The organism is Streptomyces viridosporus T7A (assembly GCF_008704515.1).
Lineage (GTDB): Bacteria > Actinomycetota > Actinomycetes > Streptomycetales > Streptomycetaceae > Streptomyces > Streptomyces viridosporus.
The window spans coordinates 6361387-6380272 of the sequence record NZ_CP023700.1; the positions used below are offsets into that span (position 1 = coordinate 6361387).

General features: G+C 75.3%; 13 protein-coding genes. 7 read left to right on the plus strand and 6 right to left on the minus strand.

Annotated elements, in window-relative coordinates; genetic code table 11:
- Window positions 1–37: 37 nt before the first annotated feature.
- On the minus strand, window positions 38–2473 hold the full coding sequence (locus tag CP969_RS29335) for a sensor histidine kinase (RefSeq protein WP_016824159.1): 2436 nt from the start codon (window positions 2471–2473) through the stop codon (window positions 38–40).
- 192 nt (window positions 2474–2665) lie between these two features.
- On the minus strand, window positions 2666–3679 hold the full coding sequence (locus tag CP969_RS29340; RefSeq protein ID WP_016824158.1) for a substrate-binding domain-containing protein: 1014 nt from the start codon (window positions 3677–3679) through the stop codon (window positions 2666–2668).
- A 363-nt stretch (window positions 3680–4042) separates the two neighbouring features.
- Here CP969_RS29340 and CP969_RS29345 point away from each other — a divergent pair, with 363 nt between their 5' ends.
- The 3 genes from CP969_RS29345 (at window position 4043) to cyc2 (ending at window position 8214) form a co-directional block, all read left to right on the plus strand.
- Window positions 4043–4690: a ScbR family autoregulator-binding transcription factor gene (locus tag CP969_RS29345; protein WP_016824157.1), complete on the plus strand. Its 648-nt coding sequence runs from the start codon at window positions 4043–4045 to the stop codon at window positions 4688–4690.
- Between the two features lie 40 nt (window positions 4691–4730).
- Window positions 4731–5909 carry a damage-control phosphatase ARMT1 family protein gene (locus CP969_RS29350; RefSeq protein WP_016824155.1) on the plus strand — a complete coding sequence of 393 codons (1179 nt, stop codon included), beginning with the start codon at window positions 4731–4733 and terminating at the stop codon, window positions 5907–5909.
- Between the two features lie 106 nt (window positions 5910–6015).
- Entirely contained in the window at window positions 6016–8214 is a 2199-nt protein-coding gene (gene cyc2 / locus CP969_RS29355; protein WP_016824154.1) for a germacradienol/geosmin synthase Cyc2, read from the plus strand.
- Window positions 8215–8531: 317 nt separating this feature from the next.
- Here cyc2 and CP969_RS29360 read toward each other — a convergent pair whose 3' ends face one another.
- Window positions 8532–9287, minus strand: a complete 756-nt coding sequence (locus CP969_RS29360; RefSeq protein WP_016824153.1) for a metallophosphoesterase — start codon at window positions 9285–9287, stop codon at window positions 8532–8534.
- A 260-nt stretch (window positions 9288–9547) separates the two neighbouring features.
- On the opposite strand from CP969_RS29360, the gene CP969_RS29365 reads away from it, so the two are divergent.
- The gene (locus CP969_RS29365) at window positions 9548–10708 is read left to right on the plus strand and encodes an aminopeptidase P family protein (protein ID WP_016824152.1); all 1161 of its coding nucleotides are present in this window, start codon (window positions 9548–9550) and stop codon (window positions 10706–10708) included.
- Window positions 10709–10767: 59 nt separating this feature from the next.
- On the plus strand, window positions 10768–11727 hold the full coding sequence (locus CP969_RS29370) for an aminoglycoside phosphotransferase family protein (protein ID WP_016824151.1): 960 nt from the start codon (window positions 10768–10770) through the stop codon (window positions 11725–11727).
- Between the two features lie 25 nt (window positions 11728–11752).
- Here CP969_RS29370 and treZ read toward each other — a convergent pair whose 3' ends face one another.
- A complete protein-coding gene (treZ, locus tag CP969_RS29375) occupies window positions 11753–13498 on the minus strand; it encodes a malto-oligosyltrehalose trehalohydrolase (protein ID WP_016824150.1) in 1746 nt (581 codons plus the stop codon).
- 171 nt (window positions 13499–13669) lie between these two features.
- Between treZ and CP969_RS29380 the strand changes: the two genes are divergently transcribed.
- Both CP969_RS29380 and CP969_RS29385 read left to right on the plus strand, forming a co-directional pair.
- Window positions 13670–14221: a DUF1707 and FHA domain-containing protein gene (locus CP969_RS29380; RefSeq protein WP_016824149.1), complete on the plus strand. Its 552-nt coding sequence runs from the start codon at window positions 13670–13672 to the stop codon at window positions 14219–14221.
- 136 nt (window positions 14222–14357) lie between these two features.
- Entirely contained in the window at window positions 14358–14774 is a 417-nt protein-coding gene (locus CP969_RS29385) for an SSI family serine proteinase inhibitor (protein ID WP_026084790.1), read from the plus strand.
- Window positions 14775–14830: 56 nt separating this feature from the next.
- On the opposite strand, the gene CP969_RS29390 is transcribed toward CP969_RS29385, so the two are convergent.
- Both CP969_RS29390 and treY read right to left on the minus strand, forming a co-directional pair.
- Entirely contained in the window at window positions 14831–16048 is a 1218-nt protein-coding gene (locus CP969_RS29390) for a M14 family zinc carboxypeptidase (RefSeq protein WP_399474603.1), read from the minus strand.
- Window positions 16049–16421: 373 nt separating this feature from the next.
- Entirely contained in the window at window positions 16422–18797 is a 2376-nt protein-coding gene (gene treY / locus CP969_RS29395) for a malto-oligosyltrehalose synthase (RefSeq protein ID WP_016824146.1), read from the minus strand.
- Window positions 18798–18886 lie beyond the last annotated feature (89 nt).

Consider the following 18886-nt stretch of genomic DNA (forward strand, 5'->3'; position numbering starts at 1 on the left):
GGTCGGCGTCGGCGTTCGGTGGTCGGTGTTCCGGGGGTCAGCGGTCAAAGGGCGGGGGCGGGAGCTCGGGGGAGACGGCGGGCGCGTGTGCCGGTGCCGCCGTGCCGTCCTCGGCGTCGCCGGTCCCGTCGTCGTCACGTGCCTGGAGCGTGCCGCGCTGGAAGCCGGAGAGGGAGGCGGCGGCCTCTTCCGCGCCGAAGCCGTCGCCGGGGTCGTCCCCGGCGTCCGCGACGGGCTCCTCGCGCAGCTCGGCGGCCAGGCTGGTCTGCGGCACCCGGCGGGGGAGCGGAGTGAGACCGTCCCGGCGGGCGCCGGGCACCCCGGCGGCCGGTGCGGAGGCGGCCCGCGCGGAGGCGGCCCGCGCGGAGGCGGCCCGCGCGGCGGCCGCGGACCGGCACGCCGCGGACCGGGAGGCCGAGGGCCGCCCGCTCACGGCGGGGTCCGCGCCCGCGGAGGTCCCCGCGCTCCCGCGGTCCGCCGTGCCGTTCACGGCCGCCGGGTCCTCGGCGCTCCCCTCGTCCGCGGCTTCCGGCCCGGTGCCGGAGGGCACCTCCCGCACCACGATCTCGTGCGGGACCAGCACGATCGCGGTCGTCCCGCCGTACGGCGAGGAGCGCAGGGTGACGGCGATGCCGTGGCGGTGGGCGAGCTGGGAGATCACGAACATGCCGAGCCGGAGGTCGTCGGCGAGCGCCACCACGTCGAACTGCGGGGGCCTGGCCAACTGGTCGTTGAGGGAGGCGTAGTCCTCCTCCGACATGCCGAGGCCCCGGTCCTCGATCTCGACCACGAGGCCCTTGGCGACCATCGCGGCCCGCACCCCGACGGGGCTCGGCGCCGGCGAGTACGCCGTCGCGTTGTCGATCAGCTCGGCCAGCAGGTGGATCACGTCGGCCACCGCGGGCGGGGCCAGGGCGACCTCCTCCTCGGTGTGCACCTCCACCCGCTGGTACTCGGCGACCTCGCCGACGGCGCTGCGCAGGATGTCGATCAGCGCGACCGGCTCGCTCCAGGAGCGGCCGGGCCGCTCACCGCTGATGATGACCAGGTTCTCCTCGTAGCGGCGCAACTGGCTCGCCGTGGAGTCCAGTTCGTACAGGCCTGCGAGGATCTCGGGGTCGGTGTGCCGGCGTTCCAGCTCGTCGAGCTTGCCGAGCTGGAGGTTGACCAGGTTCTGGCTCTGCCGTGCGATGCCCAGGATGACCTTCTGGAAACCGCGCCGGGTGTCGGCGAGTTCGACCGCGGTGTGCACGGCGGTGCGCTGCGCGGCGTTGAACGCCTGGGCGACCTGGCCCAGTTCGTCGTGGCCGTAGTCCAGCGGGGTCGTCGCCGACTCCGGGTCGACCTTCTCGCCGCGCTCCAGCCGGGCCACCACGTCGGGCAGCCGCTCCTCGGCCAGGCCGAGGGTGGCCATGCGCAGGCCGCGCAGCCGACGGGACAGCGAGCGGGTGATGCGCCAGGACATGCCGACGCACAGCAGCAGCGCGAGCAGTCCGCCGGCGCTCAGGGAGGCGGCGGTCAGCAGCAGGCCGCGGGCCTCGTCGGCACTGCGGGTGAGCAGCGCGTCGGTTTCCTGCCGGATCATGGCGGAGTACTGCGAGGAGACCTCGGCCATCGCGTCGTCCCACCGCTCCTGCAGGTCCGGCAGCTCGACGCGGCGCTCCTCGTCCGTGGGCCGGGTGGCGAGCACCTGGTCCTCGACCGCCAGCAGGGCGCGCCACTCGGGGCTCTGCAGGATCCGCTCGGCCCGCGTCTTGGTGCTGCCGCGCAGGGACGGCACGATCTGGTCCGCGACCAGCCAGCGGCGGGTGTGGACCAGCTCCGCGAAATCGTTCCAGCCCTGCGCGTCCAGGCTCCCGGAGGACCAGGCGAGGGTGAGCCGCGCGTCCTCCTGGGAGACCAGCTCCGCCGCGTGCTCCAGCGAGACCAGCGGCCCGGCCTGCGAGGTCAGGTCCCCGTCGTCGACCTGGGAGAGCTCCTGGAAGGCGTGGATCTGGTCGTCGATGATCGAGGTGTACTGGTCGAGCGCCTGCTCGGCGGTGATGTCGCTGGGGTCGTCCATCTGGTCCCGGTAGTACTCCAGGCTCCCCACCGAACCGAGCACCGAGTACAGCTGGTCCGAGACGCGCGCCGGGGCATCGGCGATCGCGTCCGCCTGCCCGACCAGCTTCGCCACCGCCGCGTCGGTCTTCTCGCGCTGCGCCTCGAGGGCGGACCGGGAGCTCTGCGGATCGGCCAGCCACGCGGCGGTCAGGCTCCGCTCCCGCTGCAACGCCAGCGCGGCGTGCGTGCCCATCGCGCCGGTCGACCGGCTCAGTTCTGTCTGGGAGCGCAGCCGCAGGCCCTCCGAGAACATCTGGATCGTGGTCACGCCCCACATGGCCGCGAGGGTGACACCGGGCACCAGTGCCAGCAGGACCAGCGAGAGGCGTATGGAGCCGAGACGGCGCCGGGCACCTGTCCGTGGAGACATCGTCGTCCTAGAGCGGTCGGTTCAGAAGGGGGGCGAGCGGGTGGGGGGCGGCGGGGCCGCGGGGGGACGGGCGCGAGGGGTGGACGCGCGTCCGGTACGGCACGGGTGGTGCGCAGGATGCTATCCGTACCCGCGGCCGTACGGTCCGTACACGACCGGATCCCGAGAGGGCGTCCGCACCGGAGGTCTCCGTCAGCGGGTGCCGTTGGCGGCGAACCCGGCGACCGAGGCGGCGTTGGTCTTCGTCACGAACGCCGGTCCGGTGAGCACGGGCGCGCCCCCGCCGCTGACGTTGCCGTTGGCACGGTGCAGCCACAGCGCGTCCACGGCGAGGTAGCCCTGCAGATAGGGCTGCTGGTCGACGGCGAACTGCACGTCGCCCTTGCGCACGGCGGCGACCAGCTCCTCGGTGAGGTCGAAGGTGGCGACCCGGGCCTTGCTGTCGGCCTTCTCGGCGGCCTCGACCGCGATGAGGGCGTACTCCGCCCCCATGGTGACGACCTCGTCGATGGTCGGGTCCTGCCGCAGCCGGGCCGTGACGATGCCGGAGACGGTGCGCATGTCGGTGCCGTTCACGTAGAGGTTCTCGGTCGTGCCGCCGAACGCTTTCTTCATCCCGGCGCAGCGGGCCTCCAGGGAGACGTTGCCGCGCTCGTGGACGACGCACAGGGCGTGCTCGGCCCCGAGGTCGTCGAGCTTGTCGCCGACGGCCTGGCCGGCCCCGCCCTCGTCCTGGCCGAAGTACCCCAGCAGCCCCGCCGGCTTCCAGGCGTCCATGCCGGAGTTGAGCCCGACCACGGGGATGCCCGCGGCCCGTGCCTCGCCGACCGGCCCCTTCATGGCCTGCGGCTTGGCCAGCGTCAGCGCGATGCCGTCGACGTCGTCCCGGACCGCGTTGCGCACCAGTTCGGCCTGTCCCGCCGGGTCCGGGTCGCTCACGTACGTCAGGTCGATGCCGTCCTTCGCGGCCGCCGCCTCGGCGCCCTTCCTCACCCGGTCCCAGAAGGTGTCGCCCTCGGCCCCGTGGGTGACCATCGTGACCCTCATCCGCCCGGCGCCGGCGGCCCCCGCGCCGTCCGGCCCCGAGGCGCCGTCGGCCCCGCCGAACGACGAGCAGCCGGCCACCAGCAGACCGACGGCGGCGGCCAGGGCCGCGAGGCGGAGGGGACGTCCGGGGAAGCGGTGCGACGGGGGACGAGTGTTCATGAGGGGTGCGGACCTCGCTGTGCGGCAGAGCAAGAGCAGGGGAGAGCGCGGACGGAACCACGGGGTGTGCGCCGGCCGGATGACTCTCACTGGCCCGGAGCCAACCGTGTCGCACCACCGGTCGTCAAGTGAACGGCCACGTGAAGTGAGGTGTCGCTGCCGCATTGTGATGAATCGTGGGGCACGGGGGAGAGCGGTGACGGCGCCGCCGCGCCCGGACCGCCGGACGGCGCGGAGCGCCCGGCGCGACTTCCGTCGTCCGCACCACCGGCCGACGGGCGCTGTCATAGGGTGAGATATCGTGTACGCGCAGTGAAGGGCAAGCGGCACGCCCCGTTCGTTTCCGGCTCAGGAGTCCAGTCGATGGCGAGGCAGGTACGCGCCGAGCAGACCCGCGCGACGATCATCACGGCGGCCGCCGACCTGTTCGACCGACAGGGGTACGAGGGGACCAGTCTCGGCGACATCGTCGAGCACGCCCGGGTCACCCGGGGCGCCCTCTACTTCCACTTCGCCGCGAAGGAGGACCTCGCCCACGCCATCCTGGAGCTCCAGTCCGCCACCTGCCGCCGGCTGGCCAGGGACACCGAGGTCCGGGGCCGCACCTCCCTGGAGGCGCTGATGCGCCTCACCTTCTCCATAGCCCGCAGGTCGGCCAAGGACCCCGTGCTGAGGGCCGGCCTCCGGCTCGCCACCGGCGGCGCCCGGCCCCGCCCGCCGCTCAGCCATCCGTTCACCGAGTGGACGGACATCGTCGCGGCCCGGCTCCTCGGCGCCGCCGAGGAGTCCGACGTCCAGCCGGACGTCGACCTCGACGTGGTGGCCCACTCCCTCGTCTGCTTCTTCGTCGGCACCCGGGTCGTCGGCCGCTCCCGCGAACCCGCCGCCCGGCAGCCGCGCCGCACGGCCGAGATGTGGCAGATCCTCATCCGGGGCCTGGTCCCGGTGACCCGGCGCGCGCGTTACCTCAGCCTGGCCGCACGGCTGGAGCGGGAGACCGCGCCGGTGTGACGCGCGGCCCCCCGGCGACGGGCGCGTTACGGTGAGCCGCATGCCCGACAACCCCACCGCCCCCGTGATCCTCGGCAACGAGCCCGGCTCGTTCCCCCACGGCGTGCTGGCCGAGCGGCACCCCGCGATCATCCGGCAGGTGCGCGAGGCCTTCCCGTACGAGCCCCGGCAGCGGCGCGCGCTCGACGCCCTGCTGGCCAACTGCACCGAGGGGGAGGTCGAACCGCTCCCCGCCGACGCGCACGACCGGGAACTGTGGGAGGCCTGGGGCATGGACGCCCACGCCGGACGCTCCTGGTACGACGTGCCCTGGCTGTGGTCCGAGAGCTGGTTCTACCGCCGACTGCTGGACGCGGTGGGCTACTTCGGCCCCGGACCCTGGCAGGGCATCGACCCCTTCCGCCCCTCCAAACTCGCCGAACTCCACTCGCCCGCCACCGACGAGGAGCTCGCGGCGCTCGACGACCTCGCCGCCCGGCCGGCGCAGGAACAGGCCCGCGCCCTGCTGCACGGCTCCCTGTGGGGCAACCGCGCCGACCTGAGCTTCCGGCTGTCCGCCGAGGGCGCCGAGGAGACGACGCCCGTGCCCGGTCTGGTGGCCGACGACAGCGAGCGCCTGTGGTCGCTGCTCGACGCCGCCGGCGGCGGCACGCTGTGCCTGGTCGCCGACAACGCCGGACGCGAACTCGTCCCGGACCTGCTGCTCGTCGCCCACCTGCTGGCCCACGGCCGGATCGGCCGGGCCGTGCTGCACGTCAAGCCCCACCCGTACTACGTCTCCGACGCCACCCCCGCCGACGTCGTGGACGCGCTGCGCCGGCTCACCGCCGCGGGAGGCGCGGCGGCCGGGTACGGGCGCGGTCTGTGGACCGCCCTCTCCGAGGGCCGCCTCACCCTCCGCGCGCACCCGTTCTCCTGCTCCCCGCTGCCCTACGACCGGATGCCGGACGACCTCCGCGCCGACTTCGCCCCGGCCGCGGTCACGCTCGTCAAGGGCGACCTCAACTACCGCCGCCTCGTGGGCGACCGGCACTGGCCGCCGACCACGCCGTTCGCGGACGTCACCGCCCACTTCCCCGGGCCGGTCGCCGCCCTGCGCACCCTGAAGTCCGACGTGATCACCGGGCTGGCCCCCGAGACCGAGGCCGCGCTCGTCGCCGCGGAGGGGCAGCGCTGGCGCACCGGCGGCACGCACGCGCTGATCCAGGTCCGGGCCTAGGGCCGAACCGGCGGGATCTCGCGGCGATATGACGCCGGTTCACGCGATGGTGTGATCATGTCCGGGCCGGTGGATGCCGCCACCGGCCCACGGGTAGGGCCCGGCCATGACGCAGCCGTTCGAACTCCCGCACTTCTACCTGCCGCACCCCGCGCGGCTCAACCCGCACGTCGACGAGGCCCGGGCCCATTCGACGGCGTGGGCGCGCGGGATGGGCATGCTGGAAGGCTCCGGGGTCTGGGAGCAGGCCGATCTCGACGCGCACGACTACGGCCTGCTCTGCGCCTACACCCATCCCGACTGCGACGGGCCCGCCCTCTCCCTCATCACCGACTGGTACGTGTGGGTCTTCTTCTTCGACGACCACTTCCTGGAGAGGTTCAAGCGCACCCAGGACCGGGACGGCGGCAAGGCCCACCTGGACCGGCTGCCGCTGTTCATGCCCGCGGACCCGGCGGCGCCCGTCCCCGCACCGGAGAACCCGGTCGAGGCCGGCCTCGCCGACCTGTGGGCGCGCACCGTGCCGGCGATGTCCGCCGACTGGCGCCGCCGGTTCGCCCTCTCCACCGAGCACCTGCTCAACGAGTCCCTGTGGGAGCTGTCCAACATCAACGAGGGGCGGATCGCCAACCCCGTCGAGTACATCGAGATGCGCCGCAAGGTGGGCGGCGCCCCCTGGTCGGCCGGGCTGGTGGAGTACGCGACCGCCGAGGTGCCCGCCGCCGTCGCCGGGACCAGGCCGCTCAGGGTGCTGATGGAGACGTTCTCCGACGCCGTGCACCTGCGCAACGACCTGTTCTCCTACCAGCGGGAGGTCGAGGACGAGGGCGAGCTCAGCAACGGCGTCCTCGTCCTGGAGACCTTCTTCGGCTGCAGCACCCAGGAGGCCGCCGACACCGTCAACGACGTGCTCACCTCGCGGCTCCACCAGTTCGAGCACACGGCGTTCACCGAGGTCCCCGCGGTCGCCCTGGAGAAGGGCCTCACCCCGGACCAGGTCGCGGCCGTGGCGGCGTACGCGAAGGGGCTGCAGGACTGGCAGTCCGGCGGCCACGAGTGGCACCTGCGCTCCAGCCGCTACATGAACCAGGGCGCGCGGACGACCGGCCCCTGGGCGGCCCCGGTCGGGCCGGGCGGGCCCGGGACCTCCGCCGCCGACGTACGCGCCCTGCTCGCCGCCCCGGGGGCTCCGGGGGCACCTTCCGCGCCGTCCGCGCCGTGGCGCAGGACGCGGGCCCACACCCATGTGCCGTACCAGAAGGTCGGCCCGTCCCTGATCCCCGACATCCGCATGCCGTTCCCGCTCGCACTCAGCCCGCACCTCGACGCCGCCCGCGCCCACCTGGTCGACTGGTGCCACGGCACGGGCATCCTCCACGAGGGCGTGTGGGACGAGGACAAGCTCGCCGCCTACGACCTCGCGCTGTGCTCGGCGGGCCTCGACCCGGACGCCACACCGGAGGCGCTCGACCTCAGCGCGCAGTGGCTCGCCTTCGGCACCTACGGCGACGACTACTACCCGCTGGTCTACGGCCACCGCCGCGACCTGGCCGCCGCCCGGCTGACCACGGCACGGCTGGCGGACTGCATGCCGGTCGACGGCGAGCCGGTGCCGCCCCCGGCCAACGCCATGGAGCGCGCCCTGACCGACCTGTGGGCGCGGACCACGGCGGCCATGACGCCCGAGGCGCGCGGCACGCTGAAGAACGCGGTGAACGTCATGACCGAGAGCTGGCTGTGGGAGCTGGCCAACCAGATCCACCACCGCGTCCCCGATCCGGTCGACTACCTGGAGATGCGCCGCCAGACCTTCGGATCCGACCTCACCCTGAGCCTGTGCCGCATGGGCCACGGCCCGGCCGTCCCGCCCGAGGTCTACCGCAGCGGTCCGGTCCGCTCCCTGGAGAACGCCGCCATCGACTACGCCTGCCTGCTGAACGACGTCTTCTCGTACCAGAAGGAGATCGAGTACGAGGGCGAGATCCACAACGCGATCCTGGTCGTGCAGACCTTCTTCGGCTGCGACTATCCGAGGGCCCTCGGCATCGTCCACGACCTGATGGACCGGCGCCTGAGCCAGTTCGAGCATGTCGTGGCGCACGAACTGCCCATCCTCTACGAGGACTTCGGGCTGTCCGGGGAAGCCCGGGCGATCATGGGGGAGTATGTGACGGACCTGCGGAACTGGCTGGCCGGCATCCTCAACTGGCACCGCAGCGTGGACCGTTACAAGGCCGAGTGGCTGGCCGGACGGGTCCACGGCTTCCTCCCGGGCCGCCCGCCGGCGCTCCCCGTCCTCGTCTGACGCCCGCGGTCGCCCCGTGGGTTCCCGCCGCGGGGCGCCGGTCGGTCCCACTCGTGCGCGGTTGGTCGCCTCCCGGTGCTCCGGGCAGCACTCCTGCCGGAGGAGGGGCGGACCGGGGAACGGACGGTGGTGCGGCCCGAGCCGATGCCCGGCCGGCAGCCGGGCGGGAGGGACGGGGGCAGGGGGACCGGTCCGGACCCGCGGGCGGCTCCGGGCCGGGCGGGAGGCGTCCAGGGCCCGCCCCGACGCGGAGGTGACCCTGACGGGACGTCACCGCGGCGGTGGTCACCAGCGGATGGCGGTCGTCCCCGGCACCGTCACGTGACCACGCGGAAGTGGCTCGTCAGCCGCTGCTCGTCGTCCAGCACGTGGAACGCGAACCCGACCGGGGCGTCCCGGTCCGCGGCCCCCTCGCCCTCCCAGGGCAGTCGCAGCGTCCAGGTCACGCCGGGGCCCACCACCAGGGGGCGGCCCGCGAACGTCGTGGCGGCCGCGGTGTGGGCGTGACCGGTGATCAGCCCGGCGATCTCGGGCCGGCGGGCCAGCAGGGCGGCCAGCCGGTCGGGGGCGCGCAGGGAGAAGGAGTCGGGCAGCGGATGGTGCAGCGGGACCGGCGGGTGGTGGAAGGCCAGCAGGACCGGAAGGGCGCCGTCGAGTTCGTCCAGCGTCGACTCGATCCAGGCGTACGTCCGCGCGTCCAGCTCCCCGTCGTCACGGCCCGGGACGCTGGAGTCGCACATCAGCACGGCGCCGCCGTCCAGCACGTGCGCGCTGTCGACCGGCCCGTCGGCGGCCGCCCGTCCGAGCAGGGCCTTGCGGTACGGCGCGCGGCTGTCGTGGTTGCCCGGGCAGGTCAGCACGGGGAACGGGGCGCTGCCGTCGTGCAGCCCCAGCAGGCGGGCGGCCTCCTCGTACTCGGCCTCCGTGCCGTGGTCCGCGATGTCGCCGGTCACCAGCAGCGCGTCCGGCCGGCGCGGCAGCTCCCACAGCCGGTCGCGCACCCGCCGGGCACGCTCCGTCGCCCGCGCGGTTCCGTCCAGGTGCAGATCGCTGATGTGTGCGAGTACGAGCACGGCCGTACGCCTCCCGGATCCCGGATGGTGCGGTGAGTTAATGGATGAACGGCATCCAAGCATTAGAGGTGTCGGGCGGGCAAGACCGTGCCACGGGGCGGGTCGGGCCCGCGGCCGGGTTCCGCGGGGCGCGCAACCGCTCGGGGGGCGCCTGCCGTGCGGCGCGCTGCCCGGACGAACACCGTGAACCGGCTCGCGCCGCCCCCGCCCGCCGGGCAGGATGCTGCCCGTAGTCCCTACGTCCGCCCCGGGAGGCCCGGATGACCGGCACCGCGCCCGCACCCTTCACCGCCGACGACTACCGGGCCCGCATGGAGCGTGCGGCACGGCAGGCCGCCGAGGCCGGACTCGCCGGGCTGCTCGTGGCCCCCGGCCCGGACCTGGTGTGGCTCACCGGGTACACGCCCACCGCGGTCACCGAACGGCTCACCCTGCTGGTCCTGGCCGCGGGCCGGGACCCGGTGCTGGTCGTCCCCACCCTGGAGGCCCCGGACGCCGAGCGGGCGCCCGGCGCCCGTGCGCTGACCCTGCGCGACTGGACCGACGGCAAGGACCCCTACGCGGTCACCGCCGCCCTGCTCGACCCCGAGGGCCTCCTCCGCGGCCCGAAGGGCGGGGGAGGCGCCCTCCTCGGCATCAGCGACAACACCTGGGCCCTGCATCTGCTGGGGCTGCAGAAGGCGCTGCCCGGCACGTCGTACGCCTCCCTCACCGAGGCCCTGCCGATGCTCCGCGCCGTCAAGGACGCGGCGGAACTGGACCTCCTGGCCGCCGCGGGGGCCGCCGCCGACGCCGCCTTCGAGGAGATCCGGCAGGTCGCCTTCGCCGGCCGCCGGGAGTCCGACGTCGCCGCCGATCTCGCCGCGCTGCTGCGGCGGTTCGGGCACTCCCGGGTCGACTTCACGATCGTCGCCTCCGGCCCGAACGGCGCCAACCCGCACCACGAGGTCGGCGACCGCGTCATCGAGCGCGGCGACATGGTCGTCCTCGACTTCGGCGGCCTGAAGGACGGCTACGGCTCCGACACCTCCCGCACCGTCCACGTCGGCGAACCCACCGACGAGGAGCGCCGGGTGCACGACCTGGTGCGCGAGGCCCAGGAGGCGGGCTTTCGCGCGGTGCGGCCCGGCGTCGCCTGCCAGGAGGTCGACCGGGCCGCCCGCGCGGTCATCGCCGACGCCGGGTACGGGGAGTACTTCATCCACCGCACCGGGCACGGCATCGGCGTCACCACGCACGAGCCGCCGTACATGATCGAGGGCGAGGAGCGGCCCCTGGTGCCCGGCATGTGCTTCTCCGTCGAACCCGGCGTCTACCTGCCCGGCCGGTTCGGCGTGCGGATCGAGGACATCGTGACCGTGACCGGGGACGGCGGACGGCGCCTGAACAACACCGCGCGGGAGATGGTCATAGTGGACTGAGAGGTTCCGCCCGCCCCCTCCCCGCCCCTCGAAGCCCCTCGAACGGCAACGGCACGACCATGACCCAGGCACCGACACCCACCGCGGACACCGTCCGCCGACTGGCCCGCTCCCTGCTGAAGGACGGCGGGGGCGGCAAGGGCCGCGGCGCGGAGGCCGCCGCCGGACCCGAGGTCCGGCCCGCCGTCGGCGGCGCCGGGCCCGCCACCTGGTGGGTCGGCACCCGCCATGTGCTGCGGCTCGCCCCGGACCACGAGACGGGCGTGCGGTACCGCCGCGAACTGCGCCTGCGCGAACTCGTCCGCCCGCACGTCCCGGTCGCGCTGCCGGTGAGCGTGGCGCACGGCGAGTGGGCGCCCGGTCTGTTCTGCACCCTCGACACCAGGGTGCCCGGCGGGACGGGCGAGGAGCACGCCGTGTCCGCCGTTGGCGAGGCCGACCTGGCCGGACTGCTCACGGGACTGCGCGAGGCGCCGGTGCGGCAGGCGGAGACGCTCGGTGTGCCGCGGGTGCCCCCCCGCCCCCTGGAGACCCTGCGCCGGGCCGCCGGACGGGCCGCCGAACGGCTCGCCGAGGCCGACGAGTTCGACCCCGCCCGCCTGAACCAGCTCACCCCGCCCGCCACGGTCCAGCTCGCCGCCCAGTCCGGCCCGGCGGTCCTCGTCCACCACGCCCTCACCGGCGGGCACCTCGTGGTGAGCGCCGACGGCCGGGTGCGCGGCGTCCTCGGCTGGGACGCGGCGGTGATCGGCGACCCCGCCGAGGACATCGCGGCCCTCGCGCTCGCCGTGGGGGCCCCGGCCGCGGTGCGCGCGGCCACCCTGGCCGGCTACGGCGCCCGCCCCTGTCTGCGCGGCCTGTGGCTGGCCCGCTGCGACTGCCTCCTCGGCCTCGCCGAGGGGCTCGCCGGCCGGGGCGCCGGCCCGCTGCCCCTGCTGCGCACTCGGCTGCGGCGTGCCTGGGAGCCGATCCTGCTGGAGCGGGTGACGGACTTCGGCCACGGGGACGACGTGCTCTAGGGGGGCGGCAGGGCGCCGCCGGCCGTCATTCCTGGAGCAGGACCACCGCCGACTCCCCGGGCAGGTGCAGCACCCCGTCCGGACCGGGCGCCCGCACGGGCTCCCACGCGGCGAGCACGCGCGCGCCGGGGGCGCCCAGCGGGACCGCGGCCGGTTCGCCGGCGAGGTTCACGGCCACCCGGACGTCCCCGCGCCGGAAGGCCAGCCAGCGCCGCTCCTCGTCGTATGCCACCTTGGTGTCGCCGAGGTCGGGGTCGGTGAGGTCCGGCTGCTCGTGGCGCAGGGCGACGAGCAGCCGGTACCAGGCCAGCACGCGCGCGTGGGGCTCGCGCTCCGGCTCCGACCAGTCCAGGCAGGAGCGGTCGCGGGTGGCGGGGTCCTGCGGGTCGGGCACGTCCTCCTCGGCCCAGCCGTGCGCCGCGAACTCCCGGCGCCTGCCGTCGCGCACCGCCCTGGCCAGTTCCGGGTCGGTGTGATCGGTGAAGAACTGCCAGGGCGTGCCGGCCGCCCACTCCTCGCCCATGAACAGCATGGGCGTGAAGGGAGCCGTCAGGGTGAGGGCCGCCGCGCACGCCAGCAGTCCGGGGGAGACCAGCGCGGCCAGGCGGTCGCCCCGGGCGCGGTTGCCGACCTGGTCGTGGGTCTGGCTGTAGCCGAGGAGCCGGTGCCCGGCCACCCGGTCGCGGTCCAGGGGGCGGCCGTGGTGCCGGCCCCGGAAGCTGGAGTACGTGCCGTCGTGGAAGAAACCGCCGGTGAGCGTCTTGGCCAGGGCCGCCAGGGGAGCGCGCGCGAAGTCGGCGTAGTAGCCCTGCGACTCGCCGGTCAGCGCGGTGTGCAGGGCATGGTGGAAGTCGTCGTTCCACTGGGCGTGCACCCCGAACCCGCCCTCCTCGCGCGGTGTGACGACCCGGGGGTCGTTCAGGTCCGACTCGGCGATCAGGAACAGGGGCCGGCCGGTGTCGGCGGCGAGGGTGTCCACGGCCTCGGACAGCTCCTCGAGGAAGTGGTGCGCGCGGGTGTCCACCAGTGCGTGCACCGCGTCCAGCCGCAGCCCGTCGATCCGGTAGTCCCGCAGCCACGCCAGCGCGCTCTGCACGAGGTACGACCGCACCTCGTCGGAGCCGGGGGCGTCCAGGTTGACCGCCGCGCCCCACGGGGTGTGGTGGGTGTCCGTGAAGTACGGGCCGAACTCCGGGAGGTAGTTGCCGGACGGCCCCAGGTGGTTGTGCACCACGTCGAGGACGACGCCCAGGCCCAGCGCGTGCGCCCGGTCGACGAACCGTTTCAGCCCCTCGGGCCCGCCGTACGGCTCGTGCACCGCCCACAGCGACACCCCCTCGTACCCCCACCCGTGCCGGCCCGGGAAGGGGCACACCGGCATCAGCTCCACGTGCGTCACGCCCAGCTCGGCGAGGTGCCCGAGCCGTTCGGCGGCCGCGTCGAAGGTGCCCTCGCGCGTGTACGTGCCGACGTGCAGCTCGTACAGCACCGCGCCGGGCAGCGGGCGCCCGCCCCACTGCGCGCGCCAGGCGAACCGCGCGTGGTCGACGACCGCGCTCGGCCCGTCGGGGCCGTCCGGCTGCCGGCGCGAGCGCGGATCGGGCCGCACGGGGCCGCCGTCCAGCGCGAAGCCGTACCGGGAGCCGTCGTGCGCCTCGGCCTCCCCCCGCCACCACCCCTCCCGTTCGGGATCGCGTTCCATCGCGCGCGTGACGCCGTCGCACTGGAGCGTCACTCGGCCGGCCTGCGGTGCCCACACCTCGAACTGCACGGACGGTTCCCCTTCGTCTGCTCACCGTGATGTAGCCCGTCCATCGTGCTGCATGAATGATCGCGGTGCCGGTGAATCCTCCCTTTCGCGGCGGGTGTCGCCGGACGCGCGCGGGGCGGCCGTCCCCGGGTTTTCTGGACAGCCCGGCCGCGCTGACCGACAATCAGCGACGTGACGTCGTCCTTCGAGTTCCCCACCCACCCCGCGCGGGTCTCCGACGCGGAGCGCGACAAGGCGCTGGAGGTGCTGCGGGACGGCGTCGCGGCGGGCCGACTGTCCCACGACACGTACATCCGGCGCATGGAACTCGCGCTCACCGCCCGCCGCCCCGACGAGCTCGCCGCGCTCACCGCCGACCTGCCCACGGAGGGCCGGCTGTCCCGTCTGGTGTTCGGCACCGTCGAGGCGGTCTCCGGGTTCACCGTGCGGCTGCGCAGGGCCTGGCGGGCCGAGCGGCTGCCCAAGCTGCTGCTGCCGCACCCGGCGACCGGTCACCCGCTGCGCATAGGGCGCGACCCCGGCTGCGGGCTGCGGCTCACCCACGAGACGGTCTCCCGGGTGCACGCCGAGCTCCGCCACCAGGGCGGCATGTGGGTGCTGCGGGACCTCGGTTCGACCAACGGCACGACGGTGAACGGGCGCCGGGTGATCGGCGCGGCCGTCGTCCGGGAGGGCGACCAGGTCGGCTTCGGCCGGATCAGCTACCGCCTCTCGGGCAACTGACGTGCACCGCACGGAACTTCGCCCTCCACGCCTTCGTGGGCGGTGCCGCCGGGCCGGCCGTGCGGCACCCGGGCGCACGCTCCCGTTCGGGTGAGCCGGGCTGGGGTTCGGCGGCCGTCGTGCCGATGCACCGGACATGACGCACTCCTCAGTGAACGTGGTACGGGGCGGACTGCTGGCCGCCGTCGCCCTGCTCGCCTGCGCCGCTCCCGCACCGGCGGACACCGGACACACCGCCCGGGACAACTGGCTCCTGCTCACGGTCGAGCGGGGGGAGAAGAGGTCCGCCGAGTCGAGCGGCGACCTGCTGCTGTGCGACCCGCCCCGGGGCCACCGGCACGCCGCCGAGGCGTGCGCGGAACTGGCCGCGGCGGACGGGGACATCGCGGCCATCCCGCCGAAGGACGTCCACTGCCCGATGGTGCACGCCCCGGTGACCGCCCGCGCGCACGGGCAGTGGGGCGGACGGTCCGTCGCGTACACGGAGACCTTCCCGAACCGCTGCGTGATGACCGCCCGCACCGGCTCGGTCTTCGCGCTGGACGGCCCGTAGGGCTCGCCCGGCACCGCCCGCAGGACCGGGGCGGGGCGCCGGGGCGCCGGGCGGTCTCAGACCGCCCGCTCGCGCGCGTGGAGCGCTGCCGCGACCACCGTGCGGGACTGGTGCTCGACCTGGTGCTCCACGGGCACCCAGCGGGCGCGGAAGTGCACGGCGAAGGCGTCGCTCCACAGCGCGACCAGGTGCTCGAGACGCGCCGCCGCGTGCGCGTCGGTCCCGCTCAGCGCCCGCCGCAGCATGGCCGCCGCCCTGAGCGGCACCCGGCGCGCGAACGCGTCCACGCTGCCCACGTACGCCCTCGTGCCGTCGGCGGGCGGTGTGCGGACCAGGTCGGAGGCCAGGCCCGGCACCAGATCCAGCCCCCAGACGGCCGCCCTCAGCAGGGGGTCGTCGGTGTCCCCGGGCCGGGGCCGCGCGTCCCGCAGCACCCGGCGCACCTCGCCCGCGTCGCGCAGCAGCCGGTCCGCGAGCACCTGCAGCGCGGCGGCCGGCGCCGGGTGCGGCGCCGGGTCGTCCACCACGGCGCCGGCCCACATCGGCACCTCGACCACCGCGGTCAGACCGCCGTACCGGTGGGCGTGGTACCAGGTGCTGTGCCGGGCGTCGTCCGGCAGGCTCGGATAGGCCGGTCCGGCCTCCGGCGCGGGCATCACCCGCACCCCGGGACCGGACGCCGGCCAGCCCGCCGCGTCCGAGGCGCCCGTCTCCACCGGGATGTGCAGCTCCGCCGCGGACTTGGCGAACGGCTCGGCGAGCCCCGGCACGTCCCGCGTCAACTGCACCCAGCTGCCGCCCAGGTCGGTGCCGTGCAGGGACACCTGGAGATAGGGCCGCAGCTCGTCGATGACCCCGAGCAGGGCGCGGGTCTCGGGCGGCAGCCGGTCGGGCGGCAGCACCGACGGCGCCCACTCCGGCTGCTCCGGCCCGGCGGGGCGGAAGAACCCGAGATGGTAGTCGTACAGACTGCGCGGTGCCGCCATCACATGGAGGCTCGCCCCGTCGGGGTCCGCGCACAGCAGGAAGTGCCACGACGTGCCGTTGCGCAGCTCCCGCTCCTGCAGGACCCGCCGGGCCAGCGCCAGCAGCGTGCTCCCGCCGGCCGGCTCGTTGGCGTGGGCACCGGCGACCACCAGCACGGCACGCCGGGCACGGCCCACGGACAGCAGGTGCAGCGGACGGCCCGCGCGGGAGGCCCCCACCTGCCGCAGCACGCACAGATCGGGCCGCTGCGCGGCCAGCGCACGGGCGGAGGAGACCAGTTCGGCCACCGTCGGATAGCACCGTTCGGGCAGCGGAATCACCCCCCGTCACGACCACTGACTCCGCTCTGCGCAGTACCCCACGGCCACGGGGTGGTGTCAAGAGCGCGATGAGGCTCCGGGCGGTCCGCCGCCCACCACCTCGTACCCCCGCGCGAGCCTCCGCCTCGCCCGGGACCTCCGGGACCGGCGTCTCCGGCCGGTCCCGGCGAGCCGGTGCGCCCCGCCGGCGCCGCCGGGGCCTGTGTCGGCCCGTTCGAGGAGGCCCGGCCGCTTTCGGAGGCACCCGCCGCGCCCGCCGGTTCCTACGAGGCCTGCGCGCCGTCCGCGCCGGCGTCCCGACGGGACCGGACGCGGCCCGTGTGCGCGGCCGGCCGTCCTGTCAGTCGGCCCGTTCCAGCAACGCCACCGGCCACCGCTCGAACAGCTCCGCCACGCGCGCGTGCCCGGCGAACTCCCGTCCCGGTTCCAGCGCGTCGGCCCACCGGCCCGGCGGCAGCGGCAGGCGCGTGTCCCGCCAGCCGCCCGCCTCCGCCAGCCGCAGCGACAGCCGGGTGACGGCGGTCAGCGCCCGCCCGGAGCGCACGAACGCCACGCAGTGCGCCGCCGCGGGCCCCTCGGGGGTCAGCGGCTCGTACGACGCCGTGTCACCGAAGACGTCCGGCCGCCGCGCCCGCAGCCGCAGCGCGGCCCGCGTCACCGCCTCCTTGCCGCCGCCGTCACCGGACGGCCCGGACGGCTCGAGCGGCCCGGGCGGGAAGTCCACCGTCCGCCGGTTGTCCGGGTCCACCAGGGCCCGGTACTCGCCCTCCGTGCCCTGGTAGACGTCGGGCACCCCCGGCATCGTCAGGTGGACCAGCGCCGTGCCCAGGACGTTCGCCCGGATGTGCGGCTCCAGCGCGGCGCGCAGCGCCGCCACCCGCTCGCCCGGCGCCCCGCACGGCCCCGCCGCCACGAACCGCGCCACGGCCTCCTCGTACGCCGGCTCCTGCTCGGTCCAGCTGGTGTGCATCCCCGCCTCGCGCACGTGCTTCAGCAGCGCCCCCCGCACCCGCTCCTCGTCGGCGGGCCCCAGCCCGAACACCGTCTGCCAGGCCGCCCACGCCAGCTGGGCGTCCGGCGCGCCCCCGCCGGTGCGCGTCACCTCCGCCAGCACGTCCGCCCAGCGCCGCGGGCACTCCGTGAGGACGTGCAGCGCCGCCCGCACGTCGGCGCTGCGCTTGGTGTCGTGCGTCGAGACGACCGTCCCGGTGGCCGGCCAGTCGCGCTGCACCCGCGCGCAGTACGCGTGGAACCGCTCCGGGGACACCGCCGGGTCGCCGGGGTCCTGGCCCACCTCGTTCGCCGACAGCAGCGGGACGTAGCGGTAGAACGCCGTGTCCTCGACGGACTTGGCCCGTAGCGCCGACGCGGTCTGCGCGAACCGCGTACGGAACTCCACCTGCCCCGGCCCGTCGCCGTACCGCCCGAGCACCAGGTCCCGTACGACGTCCACCGCCCCCGCCTCCTCCGGGACGGAGAAGGCGAGCCGGGCCTCGGCCGCGGCCTCCTCGGTGACCACGGCGGACGCGTCCACCGACGCGTAGGGGCGGTACACCTCCAGCCGGACCAGCAGCTCCTGGAGCGCGGTGCGCAGCGCCCAGGGGGCGCGGTCGCGCAGCGCGGGATCCGGCGAGGTCGCGCACAGCCGGTCCGCCACCCGGGTCAGCCGGTCGACCTCGGTGGCCAGCTCGTGCGTGATCACCTTGTACGCGGCCCGCCGCGCGGTGGCGTCCCAGTCGCCGCCCCGGTCCGCCTGCGGGGCGGCGAACCGCCGGTACCGGTCGAGCAGCTCCCCGAGCCCCGCCGGGTCCGTGAACAGGCCGTCCACGTGCCGCAGGGCGTCGTAGCCGGTGGTGCCCGCGACCGGCCAGGAGGCGGGCAGCGGTTCGCCGTCGGCGAGGATCTTCTCCACCACCGTCCACCGGCCGCCCGTGGCCTCGTGCAGCCGCCGCAGGTAGCCGTCCGGGTCGGCGAGCCCGTCGGGGTGGTCGACGCGCAGCCCGTCGATCACCCCCTCGCGCAACAGCTCCAGGACCTTGGCGTGCGTGGCCTCGAACACCTCCGGGTCCTCCACCCGCACCCCGATCAGCTCGGAGATGCTGAAGAACCGCCGGTAGTTGAGTTCGGTGCGGGCCAGGCGCCACCACACGGGGCGGTACCACTGCGCGTCCAGCAGCTGCGGCAGCGGCAGGTGGGCCGTGCCCTCCCGCAGCGGGAACGCGTGGTCGTAGTAGCGCAGCACGTCGCCGTCGGTCTTCAGCCGGTCGATCTCCGCGCCGAGCGGGCCGCCGAGCACGGGCAGCAGCACCTGGCCGCCCTGGGCCTCCCAGTCGATGTCGAACCACCGCGCGTGGCGCGAGGCGGGCCCCTCGCGCAGCACCTCCCACAGGGCGCGGTTGTGGCGCGGGGACATCGCCATGTGGTTCGGGACGATGTCCACGATCAGGCCGAGCCCGTGCTCCCGCGCGGTGCGCGCCAGGGACCGCAGACCCTCCTCGCCGCCCAGCTCCGCCCGCACCCGCGCGTGGTCCACCACGTCGTAGCCGTGCGCGGAGCCGGGGACGGCCTCCAGGACGGGGGACAGGTGCAGGTGGGACACACCGAGCGAGGCCACGTACGGCACGGCCGCCGCCGCGGCCGCGAACGGGAAGCCGGGCTGCAGCTGCAGCCGGTACGTGGCGGTGGGCACCGCCGGGTCAGGTTGCTCGAGGGTCATGGGAACCTACGTACCCGCCCCGCCGCCTTTCGTGCCCCCGCTCGCCCCACCGGGCCACCCGTCGCCCGGACGGGTGGCCCCCGGGTGCG